Source organism: Bacillus cereus group sp. MG1 (assembly GCF_040460035.1).
Lineage (GTDB): Bacteria > Bacillota > Bacilli > Bacillales > Bacillaceae_G > Bacillus_A > Bacillus_A cereus.
This window is the reverse complement of the sequence record NZ_JARVGY010000002.1, coordinates 11,907-36,888: the sequence shown is the minus strand read 5'-3', so window position 1 is coordinate 36,888 and position 24,982 is coordinate 11,907. Positions and strand designations below refer to the sequence as shown.

The following is a 24,982-nucleotide window of genomic DNA, read 5'->3' as shown; positions in this document are numbered from 1 at the left end:
ACAACTGTAACCATTATAGTTACACCTTTGCGAAATAGTCAACCTTAAATGCAATTTTGCATGTAAAATCATACATACTTCTACCAACTTACTCCCAATTATTTCAAGAGAAGTTAAACTTCTATCATTTTGAGTAATTGCATATATATAATATAAAACATATAAGGGGGGTTAAAACGTGGTAATCTCAAGACAAGATTCCTGGACTGATGATAACGATTTACTTCTCGCATCAACAGTACTTCAGAATATTCGTAACGGTGGAACACAGTTAGCTGCATTCAAAGAAGTAGCAAAATTACTAGCTAGAACACCCGCAGCTTGTGGATTTCGTTGGAATTCATATGTGAGAAAACAATACCAAGAAGAAATACAACTAGCAAAACAAGACCGAAAAATGGGAAACAACATTCCCCTCTCCCCATCAGAAAAAGAAAAAAACTCTTTGTCTATTACATTAGATGATATTATTCTCTTTCTACAAAATTATAAAGATGTGAATGAATTGACAAAATTACAAAATCAAATTGAAGATTTAAAAACAGAGAATCAATCTCTTCTACAACGTATCACTATGTATGAAGAAGAATATCGTATGTTACTGAACCATATCGATAAGACAAGAAATTTAATTGCAGTGGATTAAACAGCATAACTATAATGACTTTCCAGTAGGATCTTCACCCGCCAAAACCACCATCAATAAAGAAAATTCAGACTATTATTGGTAATAATAAGTAAAATACACATACATAATGTATGTGTATTTTTACTTTGACTATTATTAAAAGAAATATTTAGTCTATGTTACATCTTTTCTAATATTTCTTGCCTTTCACACCATTTTGTTAGCTTTTCTAATGCTTTTTTAGATAAACGTTTTGTTTTATAATTACAAAACCTAGATAATGTAGACGGAGAAATACTCATTTCATCTGCTATTTCACGAATGCTTACCTTTTTTTCATTGTGTACTTTCAGTATTTTGTCACGGATCTTTTTCTCTATTTGTTCGACTGATTCTACAGTCTTCTTTATTTCTTTAACAACTGTTACTTCCGGTAACTGCTCTTGTGGTTCCTCTATACTCTTCTTTCCTATTACCCTATCCATTGACTGTAACATTTCTTCAGGTGGCAAAATCGTTATTCCTAAGTTAGTGTAATAATTTTTAAACCAATTACGTTTCCCAATTTGTTGTTCATCCAGTGGATCACTATACTCCCAATGAGAGATTACTTTTTCATTTTCTAAATCCATTAGAACGTTTTCTAACTGTTCTCTAATACGATTAGGCTTCCAATCTTTCGGGATATCCATTACTGCTAGCAGGCCTTTGTCCCCACCTATAGAATATGGCTTTTTCAATGATGAATACATTTGTCTAATTCTCCATTGCCATGTTAAGTATCGTATTAACCTTTTATGATATTTGTGTCTATAACTATTGTATTCAAGTGCTTTTTTAGACAATAGAGCTGTTGTATTATTTGATCCATACAAATAATTAGTTAAAAAGCTACCCGGCTTAATACGACAAGATTCAATACCCATATATTCATTTGTAACACTATGTCTCCACAATACAACCGAATCTAATACAAATAATCGTTTAACAACCTCACGCTTTAATTCTAGTCGTTCCCCTTCATCTTCACGGTCATTTAATACTACGACTTCATTCTCATCATTTAAATAGATAAAAATACTTGCTAAAGCCGCAATTCTTTTTGCTATTTTAATTTTATCTTCCGCTCTATAGTATTCCTTATTTTTGACTACTGTTTTTGGAATATTGCACATCTCTAAAACTTGCTCATAAGAAAAATCAATGAATTCGTCTGGAGATTTTGCTTCGTTTATCCATTGTATTGTAATTGCATCTAGACAATCTGCCGTTAAATCATCCATATTACTCATTACATCATCGACAAGAGTATTCCATCGAGCAGCTTCTTCTATATTAGTAAGTCTTAAATCTTCATCTTTGTGTGAAGAAAGCTGGGCTACACCATTAGAGGATTTTGTTTCAATAGGATATTGTAAAACCTTACTCAATTCATCTTCTTCAAATTGATTTTTTGCAATCCCATCTCTTAGCTTATAATAAACAGCAGAGTTATTTACCTCATAATAATCCTCATGGTTTACTATACTTGTCTCTTCTATATTTTGATCATTTTCTACTATTATGGAACTTGAAGAAGCTATATTTTGGAATTCTTTGTCTATAAATCCTTCAATTTCTTTATATATTTCTTCCTTATAGGAATCAATTTTGGCATAAATTTGTACTAATGTAGTACCGGATTCTTGTTTTTTCTCTAGCCAAGACACTAATGCAGTAAATGATGGGGAAGCATGAGGTGATGTGAGTACTTTATTATTATTGTTTTCAACATCTTTAAAATATGCATTCCACTTATTCCATACTAGCTCGTTAGTTTTATAAATTGGCTCAGAGATTAACAATGCATCTCGAAACATTTGTAATAAGTTATCCACTTTCTTTTCCTCCCTAAACCATGGATCACAATAAAATAATTCTCAGTATAAAAATCTTAACTACTATTATATTTAATTTATTGTAACAGATATTTACAAATTTTTGTTTCTTTCTTCTCTATTCTGCTTTTCTTGCATTCCTTTTGCAACTTTCTTTCCTGAACTTGCAACATGCTGCTCTTTCTTTTCCCTATTTCTTCTTACTTGCATTTCTTTTGCGCCTTGCTTTCCTTAATTCCTTAACTTGCAACATACTGCTCTTTCTTTTCCCTATTTCTTCTTCCTACATTTCTTTTGCTCTTTGCTTTCCTTAACTCTTCAACTTGCAACATACTGCTCTTTCTTTTCCCTATTTCTTCTTCCTACATTTCTTTTGCTCTTTGCTTTCCATATATTTCTCAACTTGCAACATGCTGCTCTTTCTTTTCCCTATTTCCCCTTACTTACATTCCTTTTGCGCTTTGCTTTCCTTAACTCTTCAACTTGCAACAGGTTGCTCCTTCTCTTCCTTATTTCTACCTACTTGCATTTCTTTTGCGCTTTGCTTTCCATATATTTCTCAACTTGCAACACGGTTGCTCTTTCTTTTCCCTATTTCTTCTTCCTACATTTCTTTTGCGCTTTGTTTGCCTTATATTTCTCAACTTGCAACATACTGCTCTTTCTTTTCCCTATTTCTTCTTCTTACATTTCTTTTGCGCCTTGCTTTCCTTAACTCTCCAACTTGCAACAGGTTGTTCTTCCTCTTACCTATTTTCCTTTACTGACATTCTTTTTGCGCTTTACTTTCCTTAACTCTTTAACTTGCAACATGCTGCTCTTTCTTTTCCCTATTTCTTCTTCCTACATTTCTTTTGCGCCTTGCTTTCCTTAACTCCTTAACTTGCAACAGGTTGCTTTTTTTCTTACCTCTTTCTCCTTACTTACATTCTTTTTGCGCTTTGTTTGCCTTATATTTCTCAACTTGCAACACGTTTGCTCTTTCTCTTACCTATTTCTGATCAACTTGCAACATGTTTGCGGTATCCTTTCCCTAACTTTTCTATCATCTTTACTCTAAACCTTTATATACCAAGGGTTTAGGTGCTTTTCCATTTACTTTTATACATATCATCCAACTTGCAACACGTTTGCGGTATGCATGCCCTTATTTTTCTCACAAGATGCAACACTGTTTGCGGTATCCTTTCCCTACTTTCATTCTATAAATGTCAACAAGTCCTTTTATATCAAGGGGAATTATTACAATTCATTTTTAATCATTACGTTCACTAACTTGCAACATGTTTGCGGTATCCTTTCCCTAACTTCCCTACCATTTTCACTATAATTCTTTATATACCAAGGGTTTAGGTACTTTTTCACTTACTTTTATACATATCACACAACTTGCAACACGTTTGCGGTATCCTTAACACAAAAAAAAATCATGAAATTCTCTTATCCCTTGATACAACTAGCTTCATAAGCTGTTGCAAGTTGCTAATTTTCTTCTTAAAGGAGCACCTTTCATCATTTTTCGATTTGCTATAATCAAAATTGGTATATTTTATAGTATTTTGACATATATTTCTGAATTTGTAGAACGGAGGTGAAAAAGATGGGAAAATCATTTGTGATACGTAATCAACGTAGCTTAAATGGGAAAACAACAAACGCAGTTTTAGTAACACTAAAGTCTTGGCAAAAGTTTGTGGAAACATTTGAGGAGAAATACTACAGCTATAAAGATACATATTTAGAAGATATTTTGCAGCACATGACATACGAAGAGCGTATTGCGGATGTAGAAGGTTTTGTTGAAAAAGCCAAACCATCTTTTTCACGTCGGGCAATGTCTACACTTGCAGAAAAAGCAGGACGAAAACATAAATTATACGGTATTACGAATGCTGATCTTGAAGTGTTCTTGTACTTACATAAAAAATGCTATACAAACGGCGTCATTCCAAATGTAACCATACATATGATGTGGGAAGATTATAAGCAATATAAAGAAGAATTTGCTTATATCCAACACTCTCAATTCTATATCGCATTAAAGAAATTAAACTTACATAACATTATCTCCATCGAAAATGGAGTAGATGGCCGTTATACAATCAAACTCACTCATTTTATGAATGAGGAAACAGAAAAAGCAAATCCGTACGTATATATTAGTCCTGTTGTATTTACAAAGGATTTCTTTAAGCTATCTGTAGCAGCTAAGAAACTATTCTTAGACATCGCAATGCAACAACATACGGAAACAACATTAAAGCGTTCTTTGGACAAGCAGGACGAAAGAGGAAACAAAACTCACTTCGGTGGGATGTATCGTTTCTTACATAAAAAGTATCCGCATCAGATCCGTGCGGTTATCGAGGAATTAACAACTGCATTACCATGTACGGGGAATCCCCTATTCAAAATTTGCAAAATGCAAAAAGGTGTAAAGCATACAAAACGATATACGACATTATATCTGTCTATCCATTCAGACTTCTTATGTTCGAAAGAAGCTGGAGAAGAACAACATAGGGATCCATTTACACCAAAAGCTACCTATGCTCGAAAAGCGAAATTTATCGAAGCAGTCCTACAAGAGATGAATATCGGTGAACTTTCTGCAGACATGAATAAATTCATTCATGTATTAAAGCATACTTGTCATCGTCAAATTCGCAGTGTAATTCACGGACTACGTGACATGGTTGATCGAAAAGAAGGATATCCAACGAAAATTGTATATACATTGAAGAAACTATTGCATCAAACATCTCAATATCAAATTCTCGATACAGCAGCAAAAGAAGGTATCTACCCTCTTATTGCGCAGCATATACCAAAAGAGAGAAATAGTGACCGTGAGCAAGCTATCTTTAATTTCGGCCTACATTATTCTATGTACTCTCTTCGTAATATTAAAAAGATGTTTAAAAATGTGCATGCATTATTGAAGCAGAAGTTTGCGGTACCAGTAACAGAAGAATCTTATCACCGTAATTATCTAAAATACCAGGAAGAAACGTTATTTAGAAAATATGCATATGATCAGGGAGTGAATCTCCATGCATATATCGCTTTAGAAATTGAAATGCGTGAAAAACTAAAAGTTCGTGGCCATAAAGAACGCACAATTCCAAGTGATGTACGTGAATGGTTTATTGAAGCAATTGATAAACTACCGCAAGAACAACTGCGTGTGATTGAGCTACCAAAACAGTTTAATTTACTAGAGTTTATGCGTACCTTCGAACGTTTAGTACGTGCTGGTGTAACAATAACAGCTCCAGATCAGGTGCTACACGCAATGGAAATAAAATAATAGTAACGAGCTCTCTATTTTTGAAAAAATCGAAATTAGAGGGCTATTCGTAGTTGTTTCATTCATACTCCTTTTCTACTACTCTATTTATAAATACAAAATCAGAAGGACTTCATGTAAAATGAAGTCTTTTTTTATACACTTCTATACAAATTCTCTTCTAGCACTATATAACTCTCCACATAGTGCTAGGGAGTATTCTTCTAATGTAATAAAACCTATCTCATAATACCTACAAAAAATCAAAAATAAAATTATAAAAACAGTGGATATGAGGACAAATATACTCGAATGTGAATAGTATTTTTCTGACATCATTGTAACTACTAGTGTTGTTGTATATATCTAATAAAAATCATCAATAATAATGTGAGTTATGTGTAAATACTGAGTAATGTTAACAAATAACTACATTTTCTGAACAAAATGTGGATAATTGAACGTTAGATACTGCTTATTTACCAAAATAAAGAAAATAAAGCCTATTTCCATAGTTGGATAAATATAAAGTAATTTGTATCAATTTTTTTCCGATTTCATGTAGAAACATATGCTTTTCTTTCTGCTTTTTTGTAGAATTGAAAGTCTAATAATTATTGAATCTACGGATACATTTTCTACTATTTATGATTTTTTACGTTCTAATATCTAATTTTCCCTTGTGAGAGTAGGTCTTTTCTCTATTTTTGATAGCCTATAAAAGTTTTATCTTTACTTCTTTTTAATATATAAGATATATATTTATAATAGATTTTACAATTACTAATATGATTATTAATAAGATGTCAGACCTAATTGAAAATATTTGTAAAAACCGTTATAATAATGGTAATTAAACATATCATTACTCCCATGTAAAAGGACAAATCTATGAATCCTTATTAGGACTAGATTTGTCTTTTTGTCATTGAAAATAAAAAAAAACATATAAAAAAGGAAAAGGGTTGTTTGTCCGTTTTCCTTTTTTATATGCCAGCAACCGAGCGCAGCAAAGGGCGGTAGCAGGTCTTTCACTTATTTTTTGTTATAATATATGATAAGAATTTAGATGATTATAATGAACAAGGGTATTAGTTTAGAAGTAGGATTAGAAGGATTTTTTTGCTTATTTAGGAGAAAATGAACGTAAAAAATCTAGGGTTGAACGTTATAATTACGATATTAAAGGTTTTTATAAGTGACTAAGAGTAAATGAGAAACTCCTACATATCGAATCATGGAGTGGAACTACCTAAAGAAAATTATTAGGAGTATTTCTATGAGCTAGAAAACAAGACACAGAATATGGCGGTTCTTAAATAAATTGAACTTGTCTAAACTTCAGTATATGATTTTCACCTCTCCTTAATTCCTGATCAATCACTCAGTGATAAGGATTTTATGATCGAAGCAGAAAAAAACTATTAAAACAAACTATACTTCCAACAAAAGGATTAACAGAAAGATAAGTTAAATATGGCCCTCTTATTATGGATAGAAACGCTTTTATAATAGATTTAGTAGTAAAACTATGGGTTGTCCTTACAAGAGCTTGTATCGCCTAATATGAGCCATATACAGTTTGTTAGAAATACCTTAGTGGTTCGTGGTGAGAATGGCATAAATAGATATATCATTATAAAAGGATTATACGAAAATTATCTACAAGTACTATAAAACTATTTCGGAACCTTTAAGAGCTAGAAAGTATACAGATAATTCCTATTTGTGGCATTTAATTTTAATCATGGAACATATGGTTGGGTGTACGAAATCCTTTTAGAGGTTTCCAAACACATTTTTGACTATGGTAACAAATAACTGAGGCAGGGAAAGGTTTCATGTGAGCTAAGTACCTAGCAGGATCTAAATTAGATTTTGCAATGAATAGCCACTCTTCTAAATCCTCAGTATTTTTCATATAAAACTTGCCCCGCTAGTGCAATTTTGTATTCCATGGTTACATGAAACTCTTCAGGTCCATATACTAAAATATCAACTGGTGTTTCCATCACATCGTAAATACCCCAATTGATAAGATTAATCACTTCTCTTTTTCTTGATCCTACACCATCCACAATAATACAAAGATCAAAATCACTATCTTTATTTGGTGTGCCATAAGCATGAGAGCCAAAAAGGATAATTTTTTGGACAGAAGATACGGTTTCACAAATTTTTTGTACTAATAGGTTTAGCTCCCTTTGTACTTCCTCGTTAATCCAAATCACCCCTCGGAAAATAGAATTATATTGACGTTTAAGTATATTATACATGCGCTTCTCTTCTCCTTACTATTACATATTTATTTTCATATTGTGCCCTTGTTTCCCAACGTCCTCCAATGCTTAATAATATTTGTAAACCTTCTTGAAGTCTTGTTAGAACCCATCATCACAGATATCTTATTCCTTAACTTGGTGAAGGACGAAAGTCCAAAGGTAAGTGAAAGTTAAATTAGGGGTTACTTGTAATAGAATGGTTTGTTCCTCTGTAGTTGTATATGAAGCAATGTTCTGTATGTAAATACCTCTAAATACCACCTTTCCAGTGGTCTTTAGAGGTACTTTGCAATTTAAGTTTTTTAGAAAGCTGTTGTTTTTAATAATAGTACCTTGGAGGTAGTGGCTGTGGATTAAGTTCTACAAAAATACAAGGAGGTAGTGGTTGCGGGCTGAGCTGTACAAAATTATCCCATGACCCATATGGAATATACTGCATAGGATTGGGTGTAAATGATGTATATATCTGTAGATGACAACACGGAACTATATGCATTAATATTTCATCTCCTTCAAAATAATAATTCGTTCATGACAATTTATGTATTTTAGATTTAAGTAAAGTAGTAATACTGCCTAATTTTTAAAAATAGTTAAATCCAATTTACTAGAACAAAAAATACATTCATGCAATGAGTATATAATTGGGTAAGAGGGGAAATTTTATGGGATTTGAATCAAAAGAAACAGTCTTATAAATTGCTGAAGCGGATAATAACCACTTAACTAAAACATACTTTGATCCAGGCTGGATTGTATTCAACAGTAGTACTGGGGATAAAAGTGATGTTCTTATATCTAACATTACTGGTACAGTTATGCTAAATTCTGATAAGGGTAATCAAGTTAGTTTATCATACATCCTAAATAACAACATGACCCTCTTGGGGGAAGCAGTGTGGAATACGGTTTTTTAGATTCTTTATTTAACTAAAGATGGAGGGTTCCTTACTGAATGGCGGGATATTGTATCACCTGATTGTAGCTTAAAGAATTATCCTTTCAAGCACATGTAGCCTATTCCACGCAATATTATGATGATTTTGGGCAAATTCGTACTTTTATTAATACCTCCTCAGCACCTTGGTATCCTTACCCTAGGTAACAAAAATTATTATTCAGATTATAAGAAGAAAGGGTGTCTCAATTTTAAATTATTGGCTTTTATCGCTAACAATTTAATAAAATGTTACCTAAAAAGAAACTCTAGGTTAGCCAATAATGTGTATAGGGTGCAGTTTCTATTTCATTTACAATAATCATTATACATGCTCCTCTGCAGTGTAATAAAAAAGACATTGAACAAATACGTCCAATGTCTTTTTCCCTCTAATATACTTGCCTTGTTTATCTTGTATTTATATACCAAGTAACTGCTTCTTTTTGGCGTTAAACTCATCTTCTGTAATAACACCCATATCACACAGCTCTTTGAATTTCTTTAATTCGTCTGCTGTTGATATTGGAGCAGATACTGCTTGTGGTTGAGCTTCATTAGGTTTGCTTTTTAAAGCATCTAGAACTTGATGGATATGATTATTAATGGATTTTGCTGAATCTTTATCTAACGCAACTTTGATCTTTTCTTGCGGAGTATCAATTGTTAGAAAGCCTAACCACATCCCTATTTCAAAAGATATATCATTTATCTTTTCATGATCTACTGCTTTGAATTTTTCACCAGTCATTGTTTTTTGTCCGAACATAATGCGTTTATTACTTATGGCGTAGGCATAATAACCATCATGCTTTGTTGTAGATTGATAATCGTGCATTCCGATATAAGTCATATGAATTTTTTCGCCATTCATCAAGTTATCTTCTAATACCTTGAAGTGTTTTACACCCCACTTTTCATTAAAGCCAGAACCGAATGTATTATCTATACAGAATTGATACATTCCTTCAGCGCATGACAATGGATCCTCAGCAAGTTTTGCTACCTTTGCATCGATTGTAGCTTTCAATTCTTCGATAGTGTCCGTACTTACACTTACAACACCCAAGCCACCTGCTTTATGAAAGCAATCTGGGCATAGCCATGCATCAGATTTTAGTATTTTATAACGATTTAAACCAACCTTTATATCACAAACACCACATACTGCCTTTTTAAAAAAAACCATAATTTTCCCTCCAATTATATATATCGAATAGTAGCAAACAAACCTAACGTTCTACGTAATATTATAATTTAAAAATATAAGTATAACACACCTAAAACACTATAGGATGCCAAACAAAGCCTTAACCATTTGTTCCTCTATAGTTTAAAAAGAAAAAAGACATTGAAACAAACTAATCTGTACCCTTTGTAAAGGACATTTTGAAAAAAGTTAGGCAACATCAAGAAGATGGTTTCTGTATCCAACAGGAGTCATCTTTTTTAAATTCCATTGATATCTATAATGATTATAATACGTCATATATTTCTTAATCTCTTGTTTCAATTCATTAAAGGACACGCAAGGTTTTATATGAGCTTCATCTTTCAGATGACCAAAAAATGATTCTTGTGGGGCGTTATCCCAACAGTTTCCTCTTCTTGACATGGATTGTCCTAGGTTTAGCTTTTTAACTAGCTTTTGATAGGTAGGGCTTGTGTAGTGGGATCCTTGATCTGAATGAATATAAGCACCTTCAGTCAATCGAATCCGCGGATTCCTTTTTAGTTTATGGAGAGTTGTCGTTACGAGCTCTAATGTCATCTGTTCTGAAACATGGTAAGCTAAAATTTCATTAGTTGAGCCGTCTAAAATTGTAGATAAATAGGCCCTTTGATTCTTACCGTAAACTAAATAGGTGATATCTGTAAGAAGTGTTTTCCCTGGGGTATTTTGTTTAAATTCCCGATTTAATTGATTTGGTACTATTCGATGTTCTTTTGTAGCTTTAAGCATTCTTTTATAAGGATTCGCTTTGCGAACCGGACAGATAATCTCGTATTTCTTCATAATTCTACGGATACGCTTTAAATTGTAGACAACTTGAAACTGACCCGCCAATGTCATCTTTATCTGACGAGCCCCTTTGTTTCTATTTCTAAATCGAAGTGCTTTTAATATGGTTTCCTTCAAGATTTCATCTCGATCACTCTTTTGTTTCCGTTGTTCTTGAGATGAAACTGAAAAGTAATTATAGTATCCCGAACGGGATACACCAGCTACTTTACACAAATGACTGACCATATTCCTTAAGTTGTATTTCATGATGACAGAACGAATCAAGATGAATTTCTGACTAGGTGGTAGTGTTATTTCCTTCTCATCCTCCCTTCCATAAGTTTGATTTTTTTTAGCAATTCGTTTTCCGCCTTTAGTAAGTTTCGTTCGGCTTCTAAACGGGCATACTTTTCTTCTAACGTAAGCTCTCTCTCAAGAGTTCTTCCAGCGTTTTCGATACGTGTATCCCTTAAACCCAATACACCATTTTTTCTATAAGCAGCACGCCATCTACTTCCCGATGACATAACTCGTTTCATTCCAATCATATCTATATCAAAACCACATTCTTCAAAAATATTTCGAGGTAGCTTTCCTTTTTCATTTTCCTCAATAAAAATATGCTTAAATTCCTCTGTATAAGTGATACCTTTCTGACTTACAGATTTTACGTATAGGTTATTTGATAGAATTTGAATTTCTCTTTCTGTAAATAGTTTTTTTGTCATTTTCAACATTCTCCGATCCCAATTTTCCTTTTATTATACAAGAAATACCCTATAGAATAGACTTTTTTCAAGTGTCTATTCTATAGGGTACATTTTAAACTGTTCAATGTCTTTTTTTCTTTTTAAATGTTTGTATACTCAAAGTATAATTTTTCTGGTTTTCCATATATGTTAATTTCATTTTGATATAGGACAGCTAATGGCTGAGACATCTCAATGCTTTCCACATAGGATAATGAAGCAGTTGCTTCTATTTTTTCTTTAATCTCATTAGGAATGGCTGAGTAAGATAAGTTATTCATTTTACTTCCTAGTTTAGTATCTGTAGCAGCTTCATAATAAATTTCGGTAATTAAGACTTCATTATCATCTGGATTATACATGTATCCTCGATTAACTGTAATCATATTATATAACTCCTCTCAAGTTTCATATTCTAATTCCTTGTGCTTTTAGCATTGCAACAAGTACTTTACATATTTAAATTTCCTTGTTATTCCTTTCCGAATGCCATTATGAATTAATACTTATTATCTTACTTCATCGTCAAATTTTGAAGTTTTCAACAATATAAAGAGGCGATAAAGGTTTGATTTTATAGATAGTAAGTTCATAACTTTTAACGTATTTATTAATTTTTTTCTTTTGAAAGGTTTAAATGATACCCCCTATTGATAATGTTGGCATATCCAAAGTAATTGCATATTCATATTTCATCATAAATATCCTCTCTTCTAAATAAAAAGCACGAAATATGTGCGTTTTATCCATATTTTTTATGCTATACTCTGTAAAAATTCATATAATCTCTCCTCTAAATTAAACAAAAAGCACAAAATTTGTGTTTTCTCATTTAGCATACTTTTAATTCTGAAGGTTTATGTATAAGTGATTCCTAACTCGAAGACAACACAAAAAGGACTTCTTCAAGTCGATTAAAATGTGCATAGCAAAATAAGCTATATATACACTAATCGGCTCAAAGAAGCCCTTTCATAATTGAAACAAGAATACAACTTGTTTCTAAAACTCAACCACAACACATAGGGTGTGGGAATAGACGGAATCAATTAAACAATAAATATAGATTTATATTAAACCATTTTTATATTATATTCAATTGTTTTCAATAGAACAGGGATAAGAAGGAAGTTTATATGCAGATCCCACATGTATTGTATAATAATGCCCCTAAATCCCCTGCTATAAATCCCCTCTTATATTCAGGCCCTGGTGTTACTTCATGTACTGTATTTCAAAATATAGTTTTTCGGGCTTTTGATTTTGAACTAAATAACAAAGTATTTCCTTAATATTTTTTTCTTCTACTTCAACATTTTCCATATAGGTCATACTTTCGTTTTCCTGGACCTTTTCAAAAATAGCAATAGGTACTTTCACTGGATCAAATATCCTCATTTTACTGCCTAACTTTTTTTCTGATGTACCATCATAGAAAATTTCATTTACTATTACCTCATTATTATCAGGATCGTACATGTACCCTCTTTGTATACGTAGCAATATAGTACTCCTTTCTTGTATATTCCTCCAATGAAATAACTATATTTGTATATAATGTTATTTTATTAACAGGTATCAAAGAATATTATTTCGCAAAATCCTTGCTTTGTATAGAGGTAGATACAGGATTATTAATTTTGTTAAGTTTTTTTGAATATTCCAAGCTAATTATAAAATAAACAAGCCACCCTTGAAGCGAAAACTTGTAAGGTGGCTTAGTTTTCTATAAATAGCTTTGTATCTAATTGTTTAATCTCCCCTTCTGCAAGAGGTTGATAAAAAGCGTGTTGTAATCCTTGAAAATGTAAAGATTCCCCTATGCATAACAATACTTTACCAGGAATTAAATCAAGTAATAGTTCATTATTAATTTGCTTTGCTTGTTTTTTAGTAGAAACATAAATAACTAAGATTGTAGGGTTATTCCCTAAGTCCTGCATAATAACATCTTTTCCTGACTCTACAAAAGTCTTCCATCTAGCAATTATTCGTTTTAATCGATCCTTTTGATCAGATAATAAGGTGGAGTATACAACAAAGTTAAATTTACGTTCTTTTCCTCCATTTACTATAAAACTTAAAGAAGGGGTAAAAACCCCTTTACTAATAGATGGATGCATAATATGACCTAAAAATGAAGGAGCGTAGCGTAAATGACAAAGTAGGTCTATGTCATGCCAATAACGCAGGTGAATATATTTACCATGATTGTCAAGACGCTCTGGGGCAAAGAAGAACATATTTCCTTGCCAGTATTTTAGTAGTTTAAATCCATTATTTGATAAGGTATATGTTTCTTCAAAGATTTCTATATCCAAAATTTCTACTTGCCATTTTTCTATAAATTGATAGTAAAGTAATCCTTGAATTGCATTATTAATTTTCTTCCGCGAAAATTTATTCTTGAATAGATATAATAAATGATTAAACCGAACGGATGTATGAACACCAATAAAATTGAGTATAGCATATTGTTCCTCTGTTAAAAGCTGCTTAAACTTAACTAATTCGTCATAAGAGTGGAATACATAGGTTTTATCCAAATCATGTATCCGATATATTTGAAGTCCTTGTACATCCTCACTTGATAAATGAGGAATAGAAGGAATATAAGTAGACATTTGTTTCTCTATTGTACGCATAATCATCGATTAAAATTGGTAAATTGACGAATTAGATTTTTTACTTTGACCTTGCGGATAATTTAGGATACGTACAGTTCCTCTTCTATTTTTAGCATCAATATTAAGCAGCTCACATGTAACAATTGTTTGGTTTATTGCGTCATCCACGGTTGGATTTGCCAGATTACGACCCTTTAGCCCTTTAAACTGAATACCTGGTGCAACTTCTACGAAAATCCCAGCAATAGCATCTACACCTACAATTTTACCTATAAAGCGGTCACGTCGTTTGTTTAATTCTAATAATTTTTCCATTGGATCCGTTTCTAGTTTCTTTTTATTCCCTCTAAACTCGTAGCGCCCATCCTTTTCCACTACTTTATCGATGATAAGCTCTACAACATCACCAATAATAATATCCGCCGAGCGAACGAATGAATGGGACCATTGCGAGTATCTTACTCCCACTGTTACACCATGAACTTCAACCAGAATTGTTTGTGCAGATGGAATATGTCCAGAAACTGTTCCTGTGTATACTTTATTCCCCTCTTGTTCTACTATTTCTTCATATAATTTTCTTTGCAGTGCAAGTTCTCCTGCGGTGATAGATACAACAGCAAAGTTCCCTTCCTCAGTTTTTTGGAAATGCTCAATAATAACAGGTTTTGATCTACCTATCAGCCATTGAGGATTTTTAGGAATATTTATACCTGCCTCTGTAATTGGACAATATGCTGTCGTATGAGTACCAATTTGCATTGTGAGCACTTGTATCCGCTCAGATGTCCCGTTTTTAGTTGGGAATAATTTTTCAGATACTACGGTAATTAAGCCTTTCCCTACAGTACGTTCACGTTTCATACGAGCTAATTCTTCTAATTCATGTTCACGTATTCGTTCAAATTGATTGAAAGTTGTTTCTATAAAGGTTTCCTCTAGCGTGCTATCCGGTTCAAATGCCATCCCTAGCTCTTTTGTAATATGAGTATTTACCTTATCTTCTACCATTACATTTTCCTCCTAGAACGTAAAAAAGGACACACCTGTACCGTTGGAATGGTACGTAAGGTGTGTCCTTCACGTAAGTCATGTTTTATTTGTATAATTATTAATTAAAATATAACGTTTTTATGTAATTTGTGCAAGTTTTATTTTTTGAAAAGGTAAAAGTTAAAATACTATATCTAACCTTTCCTCCTATTTTAAGCTAGCTTTTCCCTTAAATAAAGCCTTCAATAAAAAGTTATTTTAGGTTTCTTTAGGTATTAATCAAAAAAATCATCTAATTCCTTACTCATTACATTAGATGTATTTTTCTTTTGTTGCTTGTTTTTGTCAAGTAGTGAATTCGTATTGTTATAATAATTTTTTGGTTTGGTTTTTAAGTCCTTTTATCGTTCTGTATAGCCCATATGTTTATATTCAGGCTGTTCTTCGTTAGTTCCAGTGTTCTCCACCATATTCTTTTCTAAGTTTTGATGAACAGTAATGCTAATAGATTCGTAAACTTTTGCAATCTCTTTATCAAGTTTATTTTCTTTAGTGGGATTAACTGTTTTTGTAGCTGGTATCGAATTAGTTTTAATATTTGTTTTTGCTTCCTCTGATATTGTAGTTATAAGTCCCTCTGTTGGAAGCTTTTTTTGCAATGGATAGGTCTCAACAGGAATTCTTAAATGAATTGGGTAATTTATGTCCCTAGTTGGTTCCAACACAGTATTAGGTAACTTTTTGTTCCCTTCTGCTAGCTTCATATTATTTTTAGGACTTACAATTTCCATCTGTTTCTCCTTTGTTATACCCAGCAGCTCGCCATTCATTTGTAAGGCATCTTGTAATCTTGAAGCACGTGTATAATCGATTTTAAATGCGCTCTGTAGTGCATTTATAGAAGCAGTCCCTGATTCCTTAACAAAGGATACTACATCATCGTATAGGATATCTTTAAAGAAGCTTGTTTCCTCTTGCTTGGCTTCTATGTCTTCGTTTGGAATGCTCTTTTTTCGTGAAGTTATATTATCTAAATCTGTATTAGATGAAGGAGTAGTATTGATTTGAGAGTCCCTTGATAATATCGATGTACTATTATTGTTTGTTTCTATGGAATGATTTTGTCCTATTTCATCACCATGCATAGGTGGAAATGATTCTATCTGTTTTATATTATTTGCATCTACATGTTTTATAGGATTTGATTTTGCGATAGATTCTTCAATGAGTCGTAGACGTTCAGTTTCCCAATATTGTCCAGACTTGAGCTCTACTTGAATGATTGCTTGAGCAAATTCCTCCTTAGGTACAAAGTTACTAGTAATTTGTTGTACAGGTTGTACATGATTGTCTTGTACAATACGTGCAGCACAAATGAAGGCACCTTGTGCCATGATATCTCCTGGTGACATAACGACTTCTTTTAGTTTTTGATATGTCGAACCTAAGCGACTAACGGGGTTCTCTTGCATAGGAGAGATCCCTTGTTCAGATTCGGATTCTTTAAATTCCTCTGTTTCACCAAACATGCCAGAGAAAATTTTAGCATCATATGGTGTTACATCACCAAATATCATCTTGTTACGGAACGAACCTAATAAAGTAAACATATACTGCTCTGTGAAATCCAAAGCTAATTGAGATAGTGTTTGACTTACAATTGTCAGAATGACTTTATATTTACGAGATTGTGCAGGGAACTCTTTGAACGGGCGCACAAATGTGTAGCATCCTAGCCCGAGAGGGCTGGGGTAGCTACTAACCCTTACGGGTCGCGATAGGTAAAGCTTTGAAGTTATCTCTACTTTTTCCCCCGCCCCACACCGTGCGTGCGACTTTCACCGCACACGGCGTTCCATCGGTTCAGATTGATAACCCCTAACAAATTTAGTTAGTATCATCCTTATTCTTTGCCTCGCGATTAAGATAAGGTGAACAATGAGATATATTTCAAATGTGTAGCAGCTCACGGTATTTCTTTAGTTTCGGTAGTTTGTATAAGATACTGCCTTCTAAGTCCTTTTGATGTATAAGCTTATGGCATCTTATGCACATGGTGGCAAGATTGCTGAGTTTGTTGATTTTCTCTAAAGGTAGTCGATTATTAACGTGATGGCAATGTATGTTAGTTGGAATCAACCCCGTCTTACATATTCGGCACTTTCCTTTGTCGCGATTATATGCATAATCGCGATTAAGTATATATTCAAAGTTATAGAGTCGTTTGTTCTTAGTTTGTCTAAGCATCTGATACAAGACCATTTGGTTGATTTGATTGTTCGAATAAATGGTTGGTCTCATTTTCTTATCGACCTTGCCATGTCTTCTCGAATAAATTATCCTTCCTATCTGTGTATAGGGGGTCGTATCATAATTGTATAGGAGTGCTTTAGTACTAGGTGTAAAACTCATTTTGGTTAATCCTATCTTAACTCCATCGACTTCAACGAAGGGAACTTTGGTTTTATGCCCTTTATGCCTATCTTTACGATTATCAAGATTTTCAGCTGGAGTAAGCATTTTTTCGAATACTCCTCCACCATGTTTGTTCTTAATAGACTTGTAGAATGTATAGCGTATTTTGTCATCGCATCTAACGAAAATTCTAGCAGCATTTCCTATACGGAAATAATTACTAATACCAATAATTTTGGCGTTAATAAGTTCTATTTGGGCGGCAACATCGTGAGGGTTGGTTGTTTTCCGAACATTGTATGTATCTCGAAGAATTTCTCTCATTTTAGAGTTTAATTTCTTTTTGTTCGGTATAGCTTTTCCTGCAATACGGTTTTTCAGTCTCATCTTTTCAGCTCTGATGTCGAATCCTAGGAATTGGGCTGGCTTCTCTCTCATATCGGTAATAAATGTTTTCTCCTTTGATAATTCTAATTTGAGTATATGTTTGTAATACTTATCGATTTTAGTCAAGAGTGTTCTTGCCTGTGCTTTATCCTCGCATAGAATTATCCAGTCGTCTGCGTATCTAACAAGAAAACATTTCTTATGTTTTCTAACTACTTTTCTAAGTCCTGTACTGAAAGCGTGTTTAACAGTATAACGCGCGTAGTGTTCTTCGAACTCCTTAGCTATCATCCAGTCAAAGTTATTTAAGTATATGTTCGCTAACAGGGGAGATATAATTCCACCTTGTGGAGTTCCCAACTCCGTAGGGAAAAGTTGATTATCTTCTAGTACACCTGCTTTTAACATTTTCTTAATAATAGTTAGGAATCTCTTATCCTTTATGCCCATATTCCACATTATTTCAACAAGTTTATTATGGTTAATATGGTCAAAGAAACTTTTGATGTCACCTTCGATGGCTACGTACGTTTTTGACCTAGAAATGGTATTCAAGATTCTGCCTATCGCATAGTGACATGAACGATAGGGACGAAAACCATAACTATGGTTGAAAAACTTCGCCTCCGCTATGGGTTCTAACACCATTCTTGCTGTTTCTTGGATTATCCTATCTATCATGGCTGGGATTCCTAGAGGACGCTTTTTACCATTGCCCTTGTCAATGTAATGCCTTCGAACGGGTTTAGGTTTGTAGTTGTCTATGTGTTCCCAAATGAGTTTGATAAGCTGTTCCGTTTCCATTTGTAGGTAGTAGTTCACGTCTTTCTTGTCAATTCCTACCGTTTTACTCCCACGATTGCTTTTAATGTTGTGAATTGCCGTTTTAATAGTCTGCTTGTTTTTCATTAGTTCTATCATGCCATGAAAAGAAGAGTTATCTTCTTTGGCCTTTTTGTATATTAGGTCTAACTTATCTTGGAGCTGTGCTTCATTATCTATCAAATGTCCTTTAATCCTCATTACATCTCCCCATTATTCAAGCGATTGTAACGATGTGCTGTTTAATTCCCACTCTAGAAGAGGTTCATATAGACATTTGAAATATCCATTGTTATTCTGAATCGACTGGTCCCCTTCGCTCCACGGACATTACTCCGCTTCCTCACTACTACGAGACCGCTGCCACTTGCATTGTTTCAAGCAGGATCACACTCCCTATGGCAATGCAAGCTTCCCAAGTTCCATTTGTTCTATCCCTTATTTTACATTCCTTTAGGTGCCCACTTTACGCCGACGGTACTCACCAGTCTTGAGTAGCTCTAACATACTGGTTCAGCATAATCGGTAATTACGAAACCGATTATGTGCAAGGATTAGAATTTCGAACCTCTCCTTGTTCCCGTTATTCCTTCCGATTGCTCACGTTAAGAAGGGATTCCCTCACGACGCTTCAAGACATGGATTCCTTTCGTCACCATTGGGATGTTTTTAAAGACCACCGCACCATATAGGCATTAGTGAGTTGTGCCATCAGGTTACGACCTTACCTAACTTCAGACCCTAACTCGTGTGTAAGTTAGCGCATGTAGGGGTATCATGGCTAGGATTAATGAGCTATTATCCTAGAATGGGAGTTTCACCCATAAAATTCGAACAAATAGTTAGGCTGTGTAGGAATCAGCCCCTCCATTTCACGCCGCTACGTTTATAGGAGAACTTGGTGTACCATAATCAGGGAATTCATCCACAATAATATGATGGTATGGTGAAATATTTGGTTCTCTTCGGAATACAGCATTTTGCATACTTAATAATACGAATTTTCCTAGTACATTAGAAAGATCTGCAAGTTCTCCTTTGGCTGTATTTACTAGTAAAATACCACCCTGCTCTAGGTAGGGTAAGTACCCAGCGCCTTATCATATTTCTATGATAGGTTTCCATGTACTCCCCCCCGAACCGTACGTACTTGTCTCCAAGTATACGGCTCTCCATTTATCAATCCAACTTACCTGAGTGTAAATCTACGTGACATTGATGGCAGAGTGCCATAGTTTTTCTTTTTCTAGCAATCATCATTTGCTCCCACATTTTCTTACCTTTTAGGTCTTTTAACTTCCTTATGTGGTGCATTTCGATTGCTTGATTCTTTTTGCCACACACTTCACATTCTTCAGCTAATAATCGTTCAATGAGACTTGTTCTTCCAGACATTTTTAAAGTATTTGGGAGAATATCGACTTCTATGTTGGTATCTATACTTTTTTGTCTCTGAAATCCTTGGTCATAAAGATATCTTATCTTTTCACCGTTTTTAGTTTTGTATCGTATACCAAATTTCCCATTAGTTTTATATTTGTTGAGTATTTTTTTAACACTTTTTTTGTACTTGCTAGCGAACGTCTTATACATACTATATTCCATTATGTATTTGTATTTATTTATAACACTTACGTTGTTCGCCAATTTGTAGTATTCATATAGACCACGAATTTCTGCGTTGTATATACTTAGAATCTCTAAGTCGTCATTATCTTTTAGATAGGTTCTGTGCTTAGGTTTCCAAGTACCTGTATTTTTGTAAATTGTTAGTGCATCTTTTTGAAATAGGTTCTTTATCCATTTGCTTTTGGGTACGTATAGTTTAGGCGTGTAAGAAAATAGCCTTTTCGTCCTTCTATGGGTTGTTTTCGCTGTGGCTTCTTCTCTTGAAATTGTAATATTGTAACTGAGAAATTGTACTAATTTTTCACTATGGGTTATGAGAGTCTTTTCTTGTGACAACTCGAGTTCAAGGGTTTCTTTAAGAAAAATCGTAAGATTTTCTTTGACCTGAATTGCGTCTTCTTTACTACCTATAATTCCTATGAGGAAATCATCTGCGTACCTGGTATATACAATTCTTTTGTAGTTTTCGTCCATAGGTTCTTTTGAATGGATAGAGAGCTGTTCTTTGTGTAGTTTGTTCCACTGTAGTTTAACTTCTCTTTTTTCTTCCTCTGGCATTTGTCCCCATTGTTCCTTATGTTTCTTTCGTAATCGGTATTTCTTTTCCGATAGGTACCCATAATCACGATTTGTTTTTCTTGTTGACCCTTTATCAAATTGTTGTTTGTAAATCTTCATAAATTTGTCTAATTCGTTTAGATAAATATTTGATAGTATGGGACTGATTATACCTCCTTGTGGAGTGCCAGAGAATGTGTTGTTATATGTCCATTCTTCGAGATAACCTGCTCTGAGAAACTTCCAGATTAACCTTATAAACTTTTCATCATTAATCCTTCTTTTAAGGATATTTATAAGTGTATGATGATTTATGTTATCGAAGAAACCTTTTATGTCTCCCTCTACAAACCATCGTACCCCTCTATATGTCTTTTGAATTTGAGTTAACGCAGTATGACAGCTCTTTTTAGGTCTAAACCCATGTGAATCATCTGAGAACGTAGATTCATGAGTACTCTCAAGGATACTTCGTATTATTTCTTGAATAATTTTATCATCCATAGAAGGGATGCCTAGTGGTCTTTTACCACCATTAGCTTTCTCCCTATAAACTCGTCTAGCTGGATAAGGGTTGTAAGTCTCGTGTTTAATTTTGTCTATAAGAGTGTTAATTCTTTCAATACTCATTCCATCGATATTCTTTCCATCCGTACCTTTGGTCATATTACCTTCTTTGGCATATATCTTAGAATATGCCATGTAATAAAATTCTGGATTATACAGGTTTCTGTATAGCCTCTTGAACTTGTAGTCTGTATTACTAGCCATGGTACGTAGGCTGTTTAATACCTCATTTGGATTTCTCATAGAGCCTCGCGCTCCTTCCTAATTTGTATTAAACTGATAAACTGTTTCCCTTCGCCTTGTAATAGGCTTTCCCTATCTCTGACTACTACGGAAACTCCGTTACCTTATTGGATATTCATAAGCCACATACCTTGTTTTGCACTTGGTATCATCCTTAATAGCCGGTTTGTGTTGGCGTTCCAACTTAGGTAATCCCCATTTAGTACATTTAGAGATAAGCTTGTTATAGTGTCGGATGCGACTTTCGTCCTTTTCCACCTACAGTGGATAGTTAGTAATGAGTCTCTGGGAAATGAGTCTAAGGTTATAGAACTCGACCTGCTTTACCATTTAACATCCACCTGATTAAATGGTCATTACTACACAACGTTACTAGTTACCTTTCGTCATGGGGTTCGATATCCCCCTTTGGACTATCGTTTAAGCAGTTTAGCTTTCATCCTTGTCTATACATTTCATCTGGCCATTCAGTCGTAATTGGGTAACTAATTAACTTATGGCTTTACCAACATGCTACACTCCCCGTTCAGTTTCCTTCATGGATAAGTTGGTTAATGATAGGCTTTTGTGAGACCTGAGCCTACAACTTTGCTAGAGTTGAATCTCTAAATGCCCGTATGGGCGCACGTGAACATCAAAATCAAAATCTGATTTTCCAAATAAAACACGCCGTATTAAAACATTTGAGGCTAAATCTTTTAAGATGTTACGCAAACCTTTTACATATTCTTCTTCCCGGTCATAATGCATTGGTTTTCCACGATATTTTCCTGATTTATAAACGGCCGGTTCCCCTTGGAAACCCGTTTTTTCACGAATGGTATTATATAGCAATAGGTAAGGTTTTGAGGCACTCTCCACCTTTTCCCCTGCTCCACACCGTACGTGCGATTTTCACCGCATACGGCGTTCCATCATTAAATTAACTAATCAATAATATCCAAATTACATTTCTGACGAAACATATTGAGTTTTTTCAATTGTTTTCCATCCAATTGAAGTAAGTTTTTATATTTAACAATCGTCTCTTTCTTTGTTGCATGTATAAGTGTATGAACTAATTTATGAACAATCACAAGGTTTTTAAAGTCATCTTTTCCTCCTAATTTTCTGGGGGTTACATGATGACAATGTACCTCTCCAGCTTCTAGGAATGTTCCCAAAATTGAGCATTTCCCTAACTGCATGGAGTACCTAGAGATTCGATTATCCTCGTACTCCAAGTTGTCATTTCTTTGTGTGAACATCATTTTATTAATTTCGTGTTCTACACTTTGTTTAATTCTCTTGTGATTTTTTCTTCCCTCAGTGGTGTAATTACAGATATTTTGACTGAAATTCATTGCATTTTCAGTTCGAATATCTGCTATTGGATATAAATAGACTCCCATTATTTTGTATGTTTTATAGTTGTTTTTATGAAGTCGTTTATATAAAACCGAAGGGTTTATTGGTTTTTCAAATACATGGTTTTTAAGTCGATTATATAAGGTTCGTGATAGACGATAGGCTATTAGGCGAAAATTATAATTTACATGCGTAGCAGTTCGGTAGTAGTTTTTGATTCCTAATATATATTGATTATATTTGTTGACAGATATTACAGTTGGTTTATGTTGAATTTCTTTGATTAATTTTTTGGTTTTAGCTAAAATAGTTTTTATTTGTTTACTTGAAACATGAGTATTAGCAACAAATTTATTCTTCTTTTTAACTGCTTTTAATTTGAATCCTAGAAATTCTGATTTACCCTTTGTAATATTTGTTATCTTTGACTTTTCTCTTGATATATTAAGCTGTAGGTGATTTTCAAGGTATTCTTTGACCGCATGGAATATCTTCTTTGCAGATTCGTGAGAATCTGTAAAGATTTTAAAGTCATCTGCATATCGTACGATAAACATTTCTTTTAACTTTGTAGACTTCAGTGCTCTATATTTGTGAAGGCTTGTGTACTTGTGTTTCGTATCCATGTTCTCCCATTGGTTCGAGATCCACCAATCTAGATCATTCAGTACAACGTTCGATAGTAGTGGTGATAGAATACCACCTTGCGGTGTTCCTTTTGAAGGTATACCTACGCCTTCTATCGGTGATTTAAGCATTTTTGAAATAATGCTTAGCACCCTGTTATCTTTTATTCCAATGTTGTATAGCTGTTTTATTAGCTTGGTGTGATTTACATTGTCAAAGAAACCTTTTATATCTACATCTACTATATGATGTTTATTCCCTTTATTTATAAGAGATTGACATCTAGCTATTGCATGTTTTGTCGCTCGATTAGGTCTAAATCCATAGGAATGATTGTAGAATTTTGCTTCACATATTGGTTCGAGAACTTGTTTAAACATTTGTTGGATTAGTCTGTCTCTCATTGTAGGAATACCTAAAGGCCTTGTTTTACCGTTTTCTTTAGGTATCGCTACCCTTCGTACTTTTTGAGGTTTATAATCATTTAAAGCTGTTCTAATGTCCTTTATGAAGTTTTCTACATTTTTCATTTTGTAATTATCTATGGTTATTCCATCTGTACCTCTTGTCTTTGAGCCTGTATTGGCTTTGATATTGCGGTATGCGAGTAGTATATTTTCTTTTGATGTTATAATTTCATATAATCCTATTCCTTTTGTGCAGTTATATTTACTGCGCTCATATAGCGTGTCAAAGGTGGATTGCATACCGTAGTACTCGCTGTTTCTCAGTGTAGCGTTCATCGATGGATATATTGCTCCTTCCTTTTGGAAAGTCCCATCATCATACTCGACCTTATGAACTTCATTTGGTTACTATTGTTTAATTTCTTTAATGACTCGGGGTTATCCCTCCACTATGTTTCCATAATTTCATCGGTACTGTACCCCTGCTTTCACGAGAGTAAATCAATTTCGGCTTTATACCTTATATGAACCAACCCCAAGATAGTGGTTTAAATAGTTGTCTCTCGCTTCCCACGTTCCGATTTAACTAGCTG

At 33.8% G+C, this 24,982-nt stretch carries 13 protein-coding genes and 5 pseudogenes; 3 read left to right on the top strand and 15 right to left on the bottom strand.

Features of this window, described 5'->3' with window-relative positions; translation table 11 throughout:
• Window positions 1-178 precede the first annotated feature (178 nt).
• Window positions 179-646, top strand: coding sequence for an RsfA family transcriptional regulator (locus QCI79_RS28155; protein ID WP_000237072.1), 468 nt, complete (start codon window positions 179-181; stop codon window positions 644-646).
• Window positions 647-807: 161 nt separating this feature from the next.
• Here the strand turns inward: QCI79_RS28155 and QCI79_RS28150 are convergent, their stop codons facing one another.
• Window positions 808-2,505, bottom strand: a complete 1,698-nt coding sequence (locus tag QCI79_RS28150; protein ID WP_016090252.1) for a helix-turn-helix domain-containing protein — start codon at window positions 2,503-2,505, stop codon at window positions 808-810.
• A gap of 1,600 nt (window positions 2,506-4,105) precedes the next feature.
• Here QCI79_RS28150 and QCI79_RS28145 point away from each other — a divergent pair.
• Entirely contained in the window at window positions 4,106-5,815 is a 1,710-nt protein-coding gene (locus QCI79_RS28145) for a hypothetical protein (RefSeq protein WP_093998160.1), read from the top strand.
• Window positions 5,816-6,872: 1,057 nt separating this feature from the next.
• Window positions 6,873-7,567 (top strand): annotated as a pseudogene (locus QCI79_RS28140) (integrase); the annotation flags it as partial.
• On the opposite strand, the pseudogene QCI79_RS28135 reads toward QCI79_RS28140, so the two are convergent.
• From QCI79_RS28135 to ltrA (QCI79_RS28075), 14 genes and pseudogenes are all read right to left on the bottom strand, one after another.
• Window positions 7,554-7,715, bottom strand: a pseudogene (locus QCI79_RS28135) (HEPN domain-containing protein); the annotation flags it as partial. The pseudogenes QCI79_RS28140 and QCI79_RS28135 sit on opposite strands and share 14 nt — an antisense overlap.
• Window positions 7,702-8,070 carry a nucleotidyltransferase domain-containing protein gene (locus QCI79_RS28130; RefSeq protein ID WP_021728808.1) on the bottom strand — a complete coding sequence of 123 codons (369 nt, stop codon included), beginning with the start codon at window positions 8,068-8,070 and terminating at the stop codon, window positions 7,702-7,704. The gene QCI79_RS28130 and the pseudogene QCI79_RS28135, both read right to left, overlap by 14 nt.
• Before the next feature lie 1,364 nt (window positions 8,071-9,434).
• Window positions 9,435-10,202 carry a PH domain-containing protein gene (locus QCI79_RS28125; protein ID WP_021728809.1) on the bottom strand — a complete coding sequence of 256 codons (768 nt, stop codon included), beginning with the start codon at window positions 10,200-10,202 and terminating at the stop codon, window positions 9,435-9,437.
• A 210-nt stretch (window positions 10,203-10,412) separates the two neighbouring features.
• Window positions 10,413-11,755, bottom strand: a protein-coding gene (locus QCI79_RS28120) for an IS3 family transposase (protein ID WP_087942833.1) whose coding sequence is annotated in 2 segments (ribosomal slippage) — window positions 10,413-11,374 and window positions 11,374-11,755 — 1,344 coding nt in all. Because the reading frame shifts where the segments join, the coding sequence is not laid out codon by codon here.
• Between the two features lie 113 nt (window positions 11,756-11,868).
• Window positions 11,869-12,153 carry a hypothetical protein gene (locus QCI79_RS28115; RefSeq protein ID WP_021727959.1) on the bottom strand — a complete coding sequence of 95 codons (285 nt, stop codon included), beginning with the start codon at window positions 12,151-12,153 and terminating at the stop codon, window positions 11,869-11,871.
• Between the two features lie 829 nt (window positions 12,154-12,982).
• Window positions 12,983-13,270, bottom strand: coding sequence for a hypothetical protein (locus tag QCI79_RS28110; protein ID WP_042991642.1), 288 nt, complete (start codon window positions 13,268-13,270; stop codon window positions 12,983-12,985).
• 215 nt (window positions 13,271-13,485) lie between these two features.
• The gene (locus QCI79_RS28105; protein ID WP_021727961.1) at window positions 13,486-14,412 is read right to left on the bottom strand and encodes a hypothetical protein; all 927 of its coding nucleotides are present in this window, start codon (window positions 14,410-14,412) and stop codon (window positions 13,486-13,488) included.
• Window positions 14,413-14,421: 9 nt separating this feature from the next.
• On the bottom strand, window positions 14,422-15,405 hold the full coding sequence (locus QCI79_RS28100; RefSeq protein ID WP_000228955.1) for a hypothetical protein: 984 nt from the start codon (window positions 15,403-15,405) through the stop codon (window positions 14,422-14,424).
• Window positions 15,406-15,662: 257 nt separating this feature from the next.
• A pseudogene (locus QCI79_RS28095) lies at window positions 15,663-17,105 on the bottom strand (DNA translocase FtsK); the annotation flags it as partial.
• A 232-nt stretch (window positions 17,106-17,337) separates the two neighbouring features.
• On the bottom strand, window positions 17,338-19,212 hold the full coding sequence (gene ltrA / locus QCI79_RS28090) for a group II intron reverse transcriptase/maturase (RefSeq protein WP_209291794.1): 1,875 nt from the start codon (window positions 19,210-19,212) through the stop codon (window positions 17,338-17,340).
• Window positions 19,213-19,883: 671 nt separating this feature from the next.
• Window positions 19,884-20,090, bottom strand: a pseudogene (locus QCI79_RS35070) (conjugal transfer protein TraG); the annotation flags it as partial.
• Between the two features lie 100 nt (window positions 20,091-20,190).
• Window positions 20,191-22,008 (bottom strand): reverse transcriptase/maturase family protein, encoded by a 1,818-nt coding sequence (locus tag QCI79_RS28085; RefSeq protein WP_021728010.1) that lies wholly within the window; start codon window positions 22,006-22,008, stop codon window positions 20,191-20,193.
• A 591-nt stretch (window positions 22,009-22,599) separates the two neighbouring features.
• Window positions 22,600-22,833 (bottom strand): annotated as a pseudogene (locus QCI79_RS28080) (conjugal transfer protein TraG); the annotation flags it as partial.
• A gap of 101 nt (window positions 22,834-22,934) precedes the next feature.
• On the bottom strand, window positions 22,935-24,725 hold the full coding sequence (gene ltrA, locus QCI79_RS28075; protein ID WP_021728816.1) for a group II intron reverse transcriptase/maturase: 1,791 nt from the start codon (window positions 24,723-24,725) through the stop codon (window positions 22,935-22,937).
• Between the last annotated feature and the right edge of the window lie 257 nt (window positions 24,726-24,982).

What these genes read in the sequence shown, in the direction of transcription:
- QCI79_RS28125 (WP_021728809.1), bottom strand. Translation starts at nt 10,202, where the DNA reads ATGGTTTTTTTTAAAAAGGCAGTATGTGGTGTTTGTGATATAAAGGTT.
- QCI79_RS28115 (WP_021727959.1), bottom strand. Translation starts at nt 12,153, where the DNA reads ATGATTACAGTTAATCGAGGATACATGTATAATCCAGATGATAATGAA.
- ltrA (WP_209291794.1), bottom strand. Translation starts at nt 19,212, where the DNA reads ATGAGGATTAAAGGACATTTGATAGATAATGAAGCACAGCTCCAAGAT.
- QCI79_RS28100 (WP_000228955.1), bottom strand. Translation starts at nt 15,405, where the DNA reads ATGGTAGAAGATAAGGTAAATACTCATATTACAAAAGAGCTAGGGATG.
- QCI79_RS28130 (WP_021728808.1), bottom strand. Translation starts at nt 8,070, where the DNA reads ATGTATAATATACTTAAACGTCAATATAATTCTATTTTCCGAGGGGTG.
- QCI79_RS28145 (WP_093998160.1), top strand. Translation starts at nt 4,106, where the DNA reads ATGGGAAAATCATTTGTGATACGTAATCAACGTAGCTTAAATGGGAAA.
- QCI79_RS28085 (WP_021728010.1), bottom strand. Translation starts at nt 22,008, where the DNA reads ATGAGAAATCCAAATGAGGTATTAAACAGCCTACGTACCATGGCTAGT.
- QCI79_RS28105 (WP_021727961.1), bottom strand. Translation starts at nt 14,412, where the DNA reads ATGCGTACAATAGAGAAACAAATGTCTACTTATATTCCTTCTATTCCT.
- ltrA (WP_021728816.1), bottom strand. Translation starts at nt 24,725, where the DNA reads ATGAACGCTACACTGAGAAACAGCGAGTACTACGGTATGCAATCCACC.